Origin of the sequence: Kocuria nitroreducens, from assembly GCF_042879195.1 — a bacterium.
Lineage (GTDB): Bacteria > Actinomycetota > Actinomycetes > Actinomycetales > Micrococcaceae > Kocuria > Kocuria nitroreducens.
Genome location: NZ_JBHZTC010000003.1, coordinates 69791 through 83221 on the forward strand (window position 1 = coordinate 69791; position 13431 = coordinate 83221).

Consider the following 13431-nt stretch of genomic DNA (forward strand, 5'->3'; position numbering starts at 1 on the left):
GCTACCCACGGTTCGACCCCCGGCACGGGCGTGACGCCGGATTAAACCCGTGGGGCCCCGGGCTCCGCGCCCACGGCCTCGGCGGGGACCGCGAAGACGGGGCGGGGAGACTGCAGCCGGGCTGGCGCCGGCAGCTTGCGGCGCAGGATCCGGTCCCCCCGCTCGAGCTTGAGGGAAAATCCCGCGACGGCGTGGTGAACGTCCTCGCTCAGCACCGTCCGCTCCACCACCTGTTCCGGGCCGGGCGCCCCGTGCAGCAGCAGCACGGGCTCGCCCTCGCGCAGCTCCTGCTCGACGCGGGCCACTGCCTGCATCCAGTGGCTCTCCCGCACGCCCTCCGGGACGCGGAACGGCACGACGACGGCGCCGCCCGCCGCCTCGTGGGCGCCCGGCGCCAGGACCCACGCCCGCCGGCCGGGCGGCGGCTCGGCGGGAGGCGTGCGGCCCTCCGCGGGCACGGGCCACACGTAGTCCAGTCCGGCGGGGTCGTCGGGGAAGACGGCGCGGTAGAGGTCCTCGTCCTTGCGCAGCAGGTTCGACCGGTGCGAGAGGTGCAACGCCTCGTCGCCCAGCCAGGGCGGCGGCGCGTCGTCGTCGTCGGGCCAGCGGTCCCAGGCCTCGGGGGCGAACTCGCGGATCTGCCACCCCGTGCTGTCGGCCCCGCCGCGGGCGGTCCACTCGTCGACCATCGCGCGGCCGTAGGCGACCAGGGCGGGCACGTGCCCGGACCACATCGCCGTGGCCGGATGGCGGTACCACCCGTAGCCGGGCACGGTGGCCGCGCGCAGCACCTGCAGGGTCTCCACCCGCTGCTTGCCGAGTCGCCTGCGGTCGAGGACGCGCGCGGAGCGGGCGAAGTCCGGGTACGGGAGAAAGGTCTGCACCGCCCCAGTCTCCTACGGATCCGCGGCCTCCACCACCGCACCGGCCCGTGCGCGGGCGCCCGCACGGGGGGACACTGGGAGCATGCCCCTGCCCCGCGCGCTGGAGCCGTTCCGGCTCGGCCGGTACCGTGTGCTCGCCTTCGCGATGTTCGTCAGCGTCTTCGGCGCAGGGATGTGGGCGGTGGCACTCGTGCACCAGGTCCTGCAGCTGGACGGGTCGGCCGTCGACCTCTCGGCCGTGGCGGCCGTGGGCGCGCTGGGCATGCTCGCCTTCGTGCTCGTGGGCGGGATCGCGGCCGACCGCTTTCCCCTGGCCCGGGTGCTGCGCCTCATCGAGACCGCCAACCTCCTGACGGCGGGGACGGTCGCCGTCCTGGTCCTGGCGGGCGGACTGCGCCTGTGGCACCTCGCCGCCGCGGCGTTCGTGTTCGGCGCAGGCCTCGGCTTCTTCTATCCGGCCTACTCGGCCTCGCTGCCCAGGATCCTGCCCGCCCGGCAGCTGCTCGCGGCCAACGGGGTGGAGGGCACGGCGCGCCCGCTGCTGCAGCAGGCGGCGGGCCCGGCCGTAGCCGGTCTGCTCATCGGGCTCGTCGCGCCCGGCGGCGCGCTCGCCCTGATCGCGCTCTGCCACGCCGCCGCCCTCGCGCTGCTGCTGCGCCTGCACGTGCCCGGCCACGACCACGGCGCGCACTCGGAGCCGGCCGCGGGACCGACCGCGCGGTCGACCGGCAACTCCGCCCCGGAGCAGCTCACGGCAGCGAGAGGCACGGCCCCGGGGGAGCCGTCCCGGCCGGCCGAGGTCGTGGGCGCCCTGCGGTCCGTGCGGCAGGACCTCATGGAAGGCGTGAGCTACACGGTGCGGACGCCGTGGCTGCTGTGGACCCTGCTGTGGGCGGTGCTCGCGGTGTTCCTGCTGCTGGGGCCCCTGGAGGTCCTCGTCCCCTTCCTGGTCCGGGACCGGCTGGGCGGGGACGCCTCCACGTTCGGCTACCTGCTGGCGTGCTACGGCGGTGCCAGCGCGGCAGCCTCCCTGATGGTCGCGTCGCTGCCCCTGCCGCGGCGCTATCTCAGCTGGATGATCGCGCTGTGGGGGTTCGGGACGCTGCCGTTCGGTCTCGTCGCGACCACCGACTCGTTCTGGGTCATGGCGCTGTGCCTGGCGTTCGTGGGCGCCGGGGACGGCGCGGGCATGGTGCTGTGGGGGACGCTCCTGCAGCGGAGGGTCCCGCGCCACATGCTGGGGCGGGTCTCGAGCCTCGACTTCTTCGTCTCGATCGCCCTCATGCCGGTGTCGATGGCGGTCGCCGGACCCGTGGCCCAGGTGGTGCCGCTGCCGGTGATCTTCTGGACGGTGGCCCTGCTGACCCCGGCGCTGGGGCTGGTGGCCCTGTGGGCCGGGCGGATGCGCGAGGACGAGCTGGCGCACCCGCTGGCCGGCTGAGCACCGCCACGGCGCCTCGGGGAAGGACCGGGGCAGGGCCGCGTCCCGCGTGGGCGCGGCCCTGCCCCGGTCACCGCCCGAGCGGTGGACGGGCTGCGCGTCAGTAGGCCTTGACGCGCTGCTCGACGATCAGGTGGATCAGGGCGAAGCGGCCCTCCTCGTCGATCGCCTTCAGGGCGGCCTCGAGCGCGCCGGGGATCTCGGCATCGTGCTCCACGCGCACCCCGAATCCGCCGAAGGACTGGGCCATGAGGGCGAAGTCCGGGTTCTTGAGCTGGGTGCCCGAGACCCGGTCCGGGTAGTCGCGCTCCTGGTGGGTGCGGATCGTGCCGTACTCCTGGTTGTCCATCACGATCACCAGCGGCGTGGCCCCGTACTGGGCCGCGGTGGCCAGCTCCTGGCCGTTCATCAGGAACTCCCCGTCCCCGGCGACCGTCACCACCCGCCGTCCCGGGTAGCGCAGCGAGGCGGCCACCGCGGAGGGCACCGAGTAGCCCATGGAGCCGTTGCGGGCCGAGATCATCGCCGCGTACCCCTTGGCGGGGAAGTAGCGGTGGGCCCAGTTGGTGTGCTCGCCGGCGCCGAAGGTGCACATGGCGTCGTCGGGCAGATCCGCCACGAGGTGGGCCATCAGGGTGTCCATCCGGGCCCGTCCCTCGGTCGGGGCGGTGGAGGCGGGGGTGGAGAACTCGACCTGCTTGGCCCGCAGCCGGGCGGTCCACTCCTTCCACGCCGGCTTGGCCGGCAGATCGATGCGCACCAGGTCGCGCACGAACACGTCGGGCTTGGCCACGATCTGGTAGGACACCGGCCCGGAGCGCCCGCGCAGGGACGGGTCGATGGTGACCAGGAAGTTCTTCTTCTCCCAGTCCTGGCGGACCAGGAACCCGTTGGTGATCACGTCCCCGGGGACGGTGCCCACGAAGACCAGCAGGTCGGTCTCCTCGAGCATCTCGAAGGTCGCCTTCGGGCGGCCGTAGCCGATCGGGCCCACGTAGGAGTCCGAGTCGAACGGGACGGTGCCCTCGGTGCGCCACTCCGCCGCGGCCGGCAGGTGGTGCTCCTCGAGCCAGTCGGTGAGGCCCTGGGCGCCGGCGTGGGTCCAGTCGTTGCCGCCGGTCACGAACAGGGGCTTCTCCGCCCCCGAGAGCGCATCGCGCAGGGCCTTCCAGTCCTTGACCGTCATCCCGCCGTGGGCCACGGGGATCGGCGGGTGCAGGGTCGCGTCGATCTCGGCCCGGATGATGTCCTCGGGCAGACCCACCACCACGGGGCCGGGGCGCCCGGAGTTGGCGGCGAACATCGCCTCGGCCACGATCTCGGAGGCCCGCTCGGCGTGGTCGAGGACCATCACGCGCTTGGCCCCGGAGTCGAACCACGCGTGCGGGTCGAACTCCTGGAACGCCTCCCGGTCTCGGTGCTCGAACGGGATCAGGCCCACGAACAGCACCATCGGGGTGGAGTCCTGCCACGAGGTGTGCAGCCCCACGTGGGCGTTGGCCGCGCCGGGTCCGCGGGTCACCATGGCCACCCCGGGCACCGGGTTCATCTTGCCGTCGGCCTCGGCCATGTAGGCCGCCCCGCCCTCGTGCCGGCACACGACGGTCTCGATCGGGGAGGAGTGCAGCCCGTCGAGAACGTCCAGGTAGGACTCACCGGGCACCACGTAGGTGCGCTCGACGCCGTGCGCCACGAGGGTGTCCACGATGACGTGGCCCGCCGACTTGTGGACAGTGGTCTGTGCGGGGGATGCGGGGTCCGCAGTGGTCTGGGTCAACGTGGGTCCTTTTCGCCGTTGAAAATGGAGCAGTGGGTGTGGTCGGGCCGGGACCGGCTCGGGGGGCCGGGCCTGGCGCAGCTCATCCGAAAATACCCGATGCCGGCGGCGATCCGTGTCCTGGCGGTCACGGAGGAGTAAAGAAGGACGCACAGCACCCGCGGTGCGCTGTGCGGTCCCGGGCCGGGACGGCCCCCCGGGCGCCGGCGTCCGGGCACGACGACGGCGGTGGTGGTCCCCCGGGAGGGGAGGACCACCACCGCCGTCGTGGACCCTGCGCGCTGGTCAGTCCTGCATGTCCTCGAGCTCGATGCCGGTGGTCTCGCGCACCATCTTGATCGTGAAGATCAGGGAGATCAGCCCGAAGAACGCGTAGAGCCCGTACGCGAAGCCCAGGGAGAAGTCGGCCAGGGACGGGAAGGTCACGGTGACCACCCAGTTGGCGATCCACTGCACGAACCCGGCCACGGCGAGGGCGGCCCCGCGGATCTGGTTCGGGAACATCTCGCCGAGCAGCACCCACATCATGGGACCCCACGAGACGCCGAAGAAGACCACGAACAGGTTGGCGGCCACGAGGGCCAGGGGGCCGGCAGTGGGGCCGAGCTCGGGCTGGCCGTTCACGACGTCCGCGGTGGCGAACAGCACCGCCAGGGTGGCCAGGGACAGGGTCATGCCCGCCGAGCCGATGAGCAGCAGCCGGCGGCGGCCCACCTTCTCGACGAGGGCGATGGCCACGATGGTCACGGCGACGTTGACGATGGACGTGATCACGGTGATGGTGAACGAATCGGCCTCGGTGAAGCCCACGGCCTGCCAGAGCACGGTGGAGTAGTAGAAGATCACGTTGATGCCCACGAACTGCTGCAGGGCGGCCAGGCCGATGCCCACCCACACGATGGGCTTCAGGCCCGCGGCCCGGCCCCTCAGGTCGCTCAGACGCGGCTTGTGCTCCCGCACGAGCGACTCCTGGATGAGGCGCACGCGCTCGGCCGCCGACGCGGAGCCCTGCAGGTTGGCCAGCACCGCCTCAGCCTCGTCGGAGCGTCCGTCCTCCACCAGGTAGCGAGGGGACTCCGGGATGGTGAAGGCACCGATCAGGTACGCGAGGGCGGGAACGACCTCGGCCATGAACATCCACCGCCAGGCGTCGAGGCCGAGCCACAGCTCCTCGGAGGCGCCGCCGGCCATGGCGGCCAGCCAGGCGTCCACGGCCAGGGAGATGAAGATGCCGAGCACGATGCCCATCTGCTGCAGCGAACCCAGCCTGCCGCGGATGGATGCGGGGGCCACCTCGGCGATGTAGGCCGGGGCGATGACGGAGGCGACACCCACGCCCACGCCGCCGACGACGCGCCAGAAGATCAGCCACTCGAAGCTGTCGACCACGCCGCAGCCGATCGCGCTGACCAGGAAGAGGATCGCGGCGATCTTCATGACCGGGACCCGGCCCAGGGCGTCGGCGAACCGTCCGCCGAAGAACGCGCCCGCCGCCGCGCCGAGCAGGGCCGAGCCCACGGCCAGGCCGATGGCAGCGGAGCCGACACCGAAATCCTCTCGGATGGCGGCGACCGCGCCGTTGATGACGGCGGAGTCGTAGCCGAAGAGGAAGCCGCCGAAGGCGGCGACGATGCTGATCCGGAGGACCGCCGAGGTGTTCGGGTGCTCCGCGACCCTCGGGGTCGTGGCGTCTTGGCTCATCGGACAGCTCCCTTGCTGGTGGAGAGATTGGCTGCTGGTGGAGAGATCGGCTGCTGGTGGAGGAAACGGCTGCTGGTGGAGGAAGCGGCGTGGGGCCGGGATGGGCCGCCGCACCCCGGGGCGTCCGCACCTGCCGACGCCGAGGGCTTCGTGTGACGCGGTCCACACTAAAACTCGGTGGGTTGGATGTCCATTAGTCGAAGACAGGAGTTGTCCGGCGCCTCATCCTTCCGGAACGGCCCCGGCAGGCAGCTCCGCGTGCTGCAGCGCGAGGATCACGGTGCCCACCACGTGGGCCTCGATCCCCAGCAGGGCGGTCTCGATCCGCAGCCCCCGGACGCTGCCGCGGATCCCGTGGCGGGAGACGACCTCGCGCAGCGGGCCGAGCAGCAGCTCACCGGCGCGGGCGATCTCGCCGCCCACGACCACGAGCTCCGGGTTGATGGTGTTGCACAGGCCGGCCACCGCCGTGCCGAGCAGACGACCGGTGTCGCCGATGACCCGCGCGCAGCCGACGTCACCGGCGAGGGCCGCGGCCACGAGGTCGGGCACGGTCAGGTCGGCACCGTGGGTGGTGGCCAGCAGGCCCGTGGTGTCCCTGGACGAGACATAGGTCTCGAGGCATCCTCGGTTGCCGCACCGGCACACCCGACCGTGCTCGTCGACCGTCGTGTGGCCGAGCTCCCCGGCGGACCCGGTGGCGCCGCGGAACAGGGACCCGTTGAGGATCAGCCCCGCGCCCACGCCGTGGCCGATCTTGAGGTAGGCCATGTGCTGGGCCCCGCGTCCGGCGCCCCAGGCGTGCTCCCCGAGGGCGCCCGCGTTGGCGTCGTTCTCGACGACGACGGGCAGCCCGAGCCGGCGTCCGGCCTCCTCGCGCACGTCGATCCCGCTCCACGCCGGCAGGATGGCGCTCGCACTGATCAGCCGGCCCTCGAGGTCCACGGGAGCCGGGAGGGTGAGACCTGCGGCGAGCAGGCCGGACCGTGGGATGCCGTGGTCCCGGAGCAGGGCGTCGAGGGTCCGGCCGACCAGCTCGAGGTCCTCGGCGAAGCGGTGCTCGTCGGGCAGCTCGTGTCGCCGCTGGGCCAGGATCCTCTGATTCAGGTCCGCGACGGCCACCGTGACGTGGCGGTGTCCCACGTCGATGCCGACCACATGACCGGCGGAGCCCCGGAAGCCGATGAGCTGACCCCGGCGGCCGGCGCCGTCCACCTCCATCACGAGCAGTCCGGCGTCGATCAGCTGGTGCACGATGCTCGACACCGTCGACGGCGCCAGCGCGGTGCGCCTGGAGATCTGGGCCTGGGTGAGGTGGCCGTCCCGGCGCACCGTGTCGAGCACCCGGCGCTGGTTGGCGTTGCGCAGGGACGTCTGCGAACCGGGCGGAACGGGGGACTCCACGGACTCGGCCATCGTCGTCATCTTTCACCGGTGAACGTGAGCAGGAATGTCATCCTAAGCAGCGTTCACAGGTCGAAGACAGGTGGGAAGGATTGACGCCGACGTCCGGACCGTTCCGGCACGCCGCCCGGAATTCTTCAGAGGACCTTGCCGGCCTCGGCGATCAGCCCCTTGGCGGCAGCGACCTTCGCGGGGGAGGCCGCGACGAAGTGCTCCGTTAGGGTCACCACCGTGGGTACCGTGGCGTTGCCGTCGTTGAGGGACTCGACGAACGCCAGGGCCTCCTGGTCCTCCCAGATGTTGGTCCACGCGGCACGCTCGGCCTCCGGACCCAGCCCGCGCTCGAGCATGCCGCAGAACGGGCACCCGGGGCGCCAGTAGATGGCCACCCCGCCCTCCTCCACGTGCTGCACGGCCTCGGCGTGGGAGGCGGCCGGGCGTCGGTTGCGGGACGGGTGCTTCGTGAACACGGATGCTCCTCGCGGGTCGGTCGGTGGGGTGGGGATGACGGCCCAGTCTAGCCGGGCCACCCTCCGTCAAGACCTGTCCCCTGATCAGGGGACGGACGTGGGGACGGCATGAGCAGGCCGGTGTCCCACAGCGGGGTTGAACCTCGACTGAGACAGCCTCTGAAGGTTGATTTTTGTTTTCTGTCGTGACGTTCCACGTGAAACTCCCGATTGGTGGCCGTACATCAGCTTCTTACGGGTGAGGAACATGAGCTGACCCGGAGAGGGACGCGGAACGTCACACAGATGTGCTCGCAGCACCCCATTCGCCCCTCAACTTCATGATTTGTCATTTTCTGTACCGTTTCGGGGAATTTTTCCCCGACTCTCTTGCGGTACGGGGATGCGGGCACCCGAGGAACGCGGCGTGTGCCATGGTGGTGGGCATGGCAATTCCGGCGCAGCATTCTTCCCCCCGGCCGGCCCGCTCCACCTGGTCCCTCCCCCAGCTGCACCAGTGGGTGGTCGTCCCCTTCATCGTCGTGCTGGTCACGGCGACCGTGGGACGGCTGCTGGTGTACTCCCCCGGGATCGCGGCACAGGAGATCGAGGTCCTGCAGCGGCTCGACGCGGCACGTCTCGGCGTCCTCGACGTGCTGGCACTCGTCCTGCACCACGCGTTCTCCACGCCGGGTGCCTTGGCGATCATCGCCGCTCTCACCGCGTGGCTCGCGCTCGCGCGCCGGCGCCCGTGGGACGCCGCCGGCTTCGCCGTCACGGCGCTCTCCGGATGGGCCGCCATCGGGATGGTGAAGGTCGCCGTCGGCCGCCCCCGCCCGGACAGCACGGCGTTCCCGGAACCCCTCGTCCTCGTGGAGGGCCTCACGTCCTTCCCCTCCGGGCACGCGGGAGCCGCCCTGGCCGTCGCGGCGGCGTTCTGCCTCGCGATGCGTCGTTCCAGGTTCGCCGCCGCCGTCCTCGTCGCGGGACTGGGCACGGCCGTGCTCGTCGGGCTGTCCCGCCTCTACCTGGGCGTGCACTACCCCCTCGACGTCCTCGCCTCGTTCCCCGTCGCGTGGGCGGGCCTGGCCGTGGGCTGCGGTGTCGCCAACCACCTCGTGCCTGCGCTCGCCTACGGTTTCGGCTGGCAGCAGGAGGATACGGCGTGGCAGGACGCCGAACAGGGTCCCGTCACCGATGAGGACCCGGTCGAGGACGCTCGTCCTGACACCGCGCGGATGCCGGTCGTGGCCCGGCGGACGGGCCACCACGCCGCCTGACGCACTGCCCGCACCGGCCGGACGGCCACGGATTCGGGAGGTCACGGGCCCGGAGCGGCTGCGAACCCGTGAGGGCCCAGGTCCGCGAGGTCGGCCCGGGCCCGGCGGTCCCGTCGGACGGGGGCAGCCGGCGCCGTGGCTCCGGCTGCCCGCGCCGGTGCTCAGGGCTCGATCCGCCGGTGGAAGGGCCACCAGATGGCCCGGCCGATGTCATAGGTCAGCGCCGGCACCAGCAGCGACCGGACGATCAGCGCGTCCAGGAGCACGCCGAACGCCACGATGAAGGCCAGCTGCACCAGGAACATGATCGGGATGACGGCCAGCGCCGCGAACGTGGCCGCGAGCACGATGCCGGCCGAGGTGATCACCCCGCCGGTGAGGGTGAGCCCCCGGAGGATGCCCGCCCGGGTGCCGTGGACCAGCGACTCCTCCCGCACCCGGGACATCAGAAAGATGTTGTAGTCGATGCCCAGCGCCACGAGGAACACGAAGCCGAAGAGCGGGACCGAGGGGTCCGCGCCGGGCAGGTCCAGGACCTCGTTGAACACCAGGGCGGAGACGCCCAGGGCCGTGAAGAAGGAGACCACGGTCGTGAGGATCAGCAGCACCGGCGCCAGGACGGAGCGCAGCAGCAACATGAGGATCAGGGTGATGACCACCAGGATCACCGGGATGATCAGCGTGCGGTCGGCGATCGAGGTCTCGTTGGTGTCGATGTTCGTCGCCGTGGTGCCGCCCACGAGGATCTCCGCGTCGGCCGCCCGCACGTTCTCGCGCAGCTCCCGCACGGTCTGCTCGGCCTCGGGGGAGTCGGCGGCGTCGGACAGCGTGGCCTGGAGCTGGTAGAGACCCTGCGCCTCGGTCGGCGCGGCCCCGGCGAACGGCCCGGCGGTCGGGGCGGCGTCCTCCCCGAGGGGCAGGGTGCCGGACGGCGAGTCGTCGGAGACGGCGACGACGTCGGCGACCCCCTCGGTGCTCTCGACCGCCCCGACCGCGGCGTCCAGGGACCCGGTCGGGACGAGCAGGACCGCGGGGCTCCCGGAGCCGCCGGGAAAGTGCTGGGCCAGGACTTCCTGGCCGTCCCGGGCCTGGGACTCGCCGAGCACCAGTTCGCTCTGCTCCACACCGGAGGCCTGGAACTGGGTGCTGAATCCGGCGAGGGCGAGGAGAACCACCGTGGTCACCACTGAGATCGCCCGCGGGGCGCGGGCCACGAAACGGGCCACCGAGGCCCACACGCCGCGGCCCTCGACGGTCGGACGGGTGCCGGCCCCGTGCTCCACCACGCGCACGCGCTCCGTGCCCGAGGCGTCGTACCGGGGTCGGAACGGCCAGAAGGCTCCCCGTCCCGTGGTGTAGAGGACAGCGGGCAGGAAGGTCAGGGCCGCCAGGACGGACATGACGATGCCGACGGAGGCCACCGGGCCCAGCGCCTTGTTCGAGGCGAGGTCCGAGAGCAGCAGGCACAGCAGGCCCGCGATGACGGTGGCGCCGGAGGCGACGATCGGCTCGGCCGAGCCCTTGAGGGCCGCCCGGGTGGCGTCCGCCCGTCGCCGGTGGTGCAGCAGGGCGTCCCGGTACCGCGCCGTGTACAGCAGCGAGTAGTCGGTGGCGGCGCCGACCACGAGGATGAACAGGATGCCCTGCACCTGGCCGCTGATGGTCACGAGCTCGTTGGCCGCCAGCCAGTACACGACCAGGATGGCGGCGCTGAGGGCGAAGACCGAGGTCAGCAGCACCAGGACGGGCAGCACGGGGGACCGGTAGACCACGAGGAGGATCACGAAGACCACGGCCAGCGCCACCCCCAGCAGGATTCCGTCGATACCCTCGAAACCGGCCACGAGATCGGCCGTGAACCCGGCGGGGCCCGTGACGTAGCTCTGCAGTCCCTCGGGCCGGTCCGCCTCGAACTGGGCCGTGAGCGCCTCGACGTCGTCGACGACCTCGCCGTCGGGGAGGGGGACGACGAGCTGGAGGGCCTCCCCGTCCTCGGACGGGATCAGCGGCGAGGTCTGCCCTTCGGCAAGACCGCTCTCCTGCACCGACGCGGCGGCCTCCTGGGCCCACTCCCGGTCGGCGGCGCTCAGCCCGCCCTCCCGGGCGAGGAGGACGATCGCGGGGATCACGTCCGAGTCCCGGAACTCGCCCTGCAGCCGGGTGACCTGCGTGGACTCGGTGGACTCCGGCAGGAAGCTGGACTGGTCGTTGGTGGAGACCTCGGAGATCTTCCCGAAGTACGGCCCGCCCACGCCGGCCACCGTGAGCCACCCGACGATCAGCAGCGCCGGCAGCAGGATCCGCAGCAGCGCGGCCCAGCGGGGACGCCGTGGGGGCTCGGGGGTCTCGGCCCAGGGGGCAGGGCGGGACGCGGTGCGTGCCGGGGTGGTCATGGCTGGCCTTTCGGAGCGGCAGAAGCAGGTCGGAGCCGCGGGGTCCGTCGGTCCCCGCGCAGGACCGGAGGCGCCGGGGCCTGGGACCAGACTAATATTTCGAAAACAGAAATAAAATCCCGGGCTCAGTCGTAGACGGCCTTGACGCACAGCACCGGGCACGGGCTCTCCAGCAGGACGCGCTGTGCCGTGCTCGCCATGATGATCTTGCCCACGGGTGAGCGCCGCCGGATGCCCAGCACGATGAGCTCGGCCCCGTGGTCGCGGGCGGTGTCGAGGATGACGTCGGCGGGGTCGCTGTCGTGGTCGGGTTCCCGCAGCTCGTAGCGCACCCCGGCGCGGGCGAGCTTCTCCCGCTCCACGTCGATGTCGGCGGCGATCTCCGGAGGCTGGTGGCGCCTCGGCCGGGGCTGCACCACGACCAGGTCGGTGCCGCGGCGCGCGGCCTCCAGGATGGCGGCGTCCAGGGCCGCGTGTCCGGGGGCGGTGGGCATGTATCCGACGACGACGGTCACGGGTTCTCCTGGGGTGGCGGCACGATGGGTCGGGACAGGTCAGGGGCCGCGGTGCGGGTCCTGCTCCCCGGGCTCGTCCTCCATGCGGGCGAGGGCCTCCGGGTCCTCGAACCGCACCTTGCGGCCGAGGAACAGGCGGTCGTACAGGAAGTTGATGATCCACAGGCCCAGCCCGATCAGCAGCAGGACCACGGCGATCTGGTACTCGATGAGGTCCTGTGCCCACGGCCCGACGAGGTAGGCGCAGGTGATCGCGCCCAGATAGGGCAGGACCCGGGGGGCGTGGAAGTAGTCGTGGGTGGGGCTGTGGTCCTTGCGCAGGATGATCGCCGCGATGTTGACGATGGTGAACACGCCCAGGAGGAGGAGGGCCGTGGTGCCGCCGAGGGCGCTGGCCGTGCCGCTGCCGAGGATGTTGTTGATCACGATGATCAGGCCCATCGCCAGGAGGGTCGTGAACACGATGGCCGACCAGGGGGTGCGCCGGCCGTGCAGGACGTGGCCCAGGAAGTCCGGCAGCACGCCCTGGCGGGCCATGCCGTAGAGCAGCCGGGAGGCCATGAGCATGTTGATCAGGGCGGTGTTGGCCACGGCGAAGATCGTCAGGAACGGGTAGATGGTGTCGATGGGGATGTTGGGGGCGCCGATCCGGACCATGTCGAGCAGCGGCGTGGTCGACTCGCCGAGCACGCCGATGGGGACGACCGCCACGGTGAAGATCGAGACCAGGATGTAGATGGTGCCCGTCAGGCCGAGGCCGAAGAGCATCACGCGCGGGAAGTCGCGGCTGGGGTTCTTGGTCTCCTCGACCATGTTGACGGAGTCCTCGAAGCCCACGAAGGAGAAGAACGCGAGCGAGGTCACTGCGGTGAGGGCCAGGAAGATGCCCTTGTCCTCGGAGGTCTCGAAGACCATCGTCTGGCTGAAGTCTGCCTGGCCCTGGAAGGACGCCCAGAACCCCACGAGGATGACGATGAGCAGGCCGGTGAGCTCGATGGAGGTCAGCACCACGTTGAAGGCCAGGCCCTCGGTGATGCCGCGGACGTTGATGGCGGCGAGGATCGCGATGAAGCTCACCGCGATCACGGTGATCCCGGTGGTGCCCACCTCCAGGCCGAAGCCGCGGGCGAAGTTCGAGGCCACCGCGGAGGCCGCCGTCGAGGCGGAGGTCAGTCCCGAGCTGAGCACGGCGAACGTCACCAGGAAGGTGATGAAGTGGATGCCGAAGGCCTTGTGCGTGTACAGCGCGGCGCCCGAGGCGCCGGGGTACTTGGTCACGAGCTCGAGGTAGGAGAACGCCGTGATGGTGGCGACCACGAACGCCACGAGGATCGGGGCCCACGCAGCGCCGCCGATCTCGCCGGCGATGTTGCCGGTGAGGGCGTACACGCCGGTGCCGAGGATGTCGCCCACGATGAACAGCAGGAGCAGGCCGGGACCCATGACGCGCTTGAGCTCCGGCTGCGGACGGGACCGGGTCGTGGAGTCGGCTGACTGGGCCATCGGATGCCTCGAATCGCTGGTGACGGACTGCGGACCCCGGAGGGCGGTGACCGTGGCCACAGCCTATGCCACGACCTGCGCCCG

At 71.6% G+C, this 13431-nt stretch carries 10 protein-coding genes; 2 read left to right on the top strand and 8 right to left on the bottom strand.

All coding sequences use genetic code 11. The features are described 5' to 3' along the window. Nucleotides 1-41: 41 nt before the first annotated feature. Nucleotides 42-884 carry an MSMEG_6728 family protein gene (locus tag ACFYE1_RS02535; RefSeq protein WP_387739613.1) on the bottom strand — a complete coding sequence of 281 codons (843 nt, stop codon included), beginning with the start codon at nt 882-884 and terminating at the stop codon, nt 42-44. Nucleotides 885-966: 82 nt separating this feature from the next. On the opposite strand from ACFYE1_RS02535, the gene ACFYE1_RS02540 reads away from it, so the two are divergent. Then, entirely contained in the window at nt 967-2325 is a 1359-nt protein-coding gene (locus ACFYE1_RS02540) for an MFS transporter (RefSeq protein ID WP_387739615.1), read from the top strand. Nucleotides 2326-2425: 100 nt separating this feature from the next. Here the strand turns inward: ACFYE1_RS02540 and ACFYE1_RS02545 are convergent, their stop codons facing one another. The 4 genes from ACFYE1_RS02545 to ACFYE1_RS02560 all read right to left on the bottom strand — a co-directional run bounded on the left by ACFYE1_RS02545 (nt 2426) and on the right by ACFYE1_RS02560 (nt 7677). Then, nucleotides 2426-4102, bottom strand: coding sequence for a thiamine pyrophosphate-dependent enzyme (locus ACFYE1_RS02545; RefSeq protein ID WP_387739617.1), 1677 nt, complete (start codon nt 4100-4102; stop codon nt 2426-2428). Between the two features lie 285 nt (nt 4103-4387). Next, nucleotides 4388-5803, bottom strand: a complete 1416-nt coding sequence (locus ACFYE1_RS02550; protein WP_387739619.1) for a sugar porter family MFS transporter — start codon at nt 5801-5803, stop codon at nt 4388-4390. A 222-nt stretch (nt 5804-6025) separates the two neighbouring features. After that, nucleotides 6026-7219, bottom strand: a complete 1194-nt coding sequence (locus ACFYE1_RS02555) for an ROK family transcriptional regulator (RefSeq protein WP_387739621.1) — start codon at nt 7217-7219, stop codon at nt 6026-6028. Nucleotides 7220-7344: 125 nt separating this feature from the next. Further along, on the bottom strand, nt 7345-7677 hold the full coding sequence (locus tag ACFYE1_RS02560; protein ID WP_387739623.1) for a glutaredoxin domain-containing protein: 333 nt from the start codon (nt 7675-7677) through the stop codon (nt 7345-7347). A gap of 425 nt (nt 7678-8102) precedes the next feature. Between ACFYE1_RS02560 and ACFYE1_RS02565 the strand changes: the two genes are divergently transcribed. Beyond that, nucleotides 8103-8936, top strand: coding sequence for a phosphatase PAP2 family protein (locus tag ACFYE1_RS02565; RefSeq protein WP_387739626.1), 834 nt, complete (start codon nt 8103-8105; stop codon nt 8934-8936). 161 nt (nt 8937-9097) lie between these two features. Here the strand turns inward: ACFYE1_RS02565 and ACFYE1_RS02570 are convergent, their stop codons facing one another. From ACFYE1_RS02570 to ACFYE1_RS02580, 3 genes are all read right to left on the bottom strand, one after another. Further along, nucleotides 9098-11329: an MMPL family transporter gene (locus tag ACFYE1_RS02570; protein WP_387739629.1), complete on the bottom strand. Its 2232-nt coding sequence runs from the start codon at nt 11327-11329 to the stop codon at nt 9098-9100. Nucleotides 11330-11454: 125 nt separating this feature from the next. After that, entirely contained in the window at nt 11455-11844 is a 390-nt protein-coding gene (locus tag ACFYE1_RS02575) for a universal stress protein (RefSeq protein WP_387739631.1), read from the bottom strand. 39 nt (nt 11845-11883) lie between these two features. Next, a complete protein-coding gene (locus ACFYE1_RS02580; RefSeq protein WP_387739634.1) occupies nt 11884-13347 on the bottom strand; it encodes an APC family permease in 1464 nt (487 codons plus the stop codon). Nucleotides 13348-13431: the final 84 nt, after the last annotated feature.

What these genes read in the sequence shown, in the direction of transcription:
- ACFYE1_RS02540 (WP_387739615.1), top strand. Translation starts at nt 967, where the DNA reads ATGCCCCTGCCCCGCGCGCTGGAGCCGTTCCGGCTCGGCCGGTACCGT.
- ACFYE1_RS02550 (WP_387739619.1), bottom strand. Translation starts at nt 5,803, where the DNA reads ATGAGCCAAGACGCCACGACCCCGAGGGTCGCGGAGCACCCGAACACC.
- ACFYE1_RS02555 (WP_387739621.1), bottom strand. Translation starts at nt 7,219, where the DNA reads ATGGCCGAGTCCGTGGAGTCCCCCGTTCCGCCCGGTTCGCAGACGTCC.
- ACFYE1_RS02565 (WP_387739626.1), top strand. Translation starts at nt 8,103, where the DNA reads ATGGCAATTCCGGCGCAGCATTCTTCCCCCCGGCCGGCCCGCTCCACC.
- ACFYE1_RS02570 (WP_387739629.1), bottom strand. Translation starts at nt 11,329, where the DNA reads ATGACCACCCCGGCACGCACCGCGTCCCGCCCTGCCCCCTGGGCCGAG.
- ACFYE1_RS02580 (WP_387739634.1), bottom strand. Translation starts at nt 13,347, where the DNA reads ATGGCCCAGTCAGCCGACTCCACGACCCGGTCCCGTCCGCAGCCGGAG.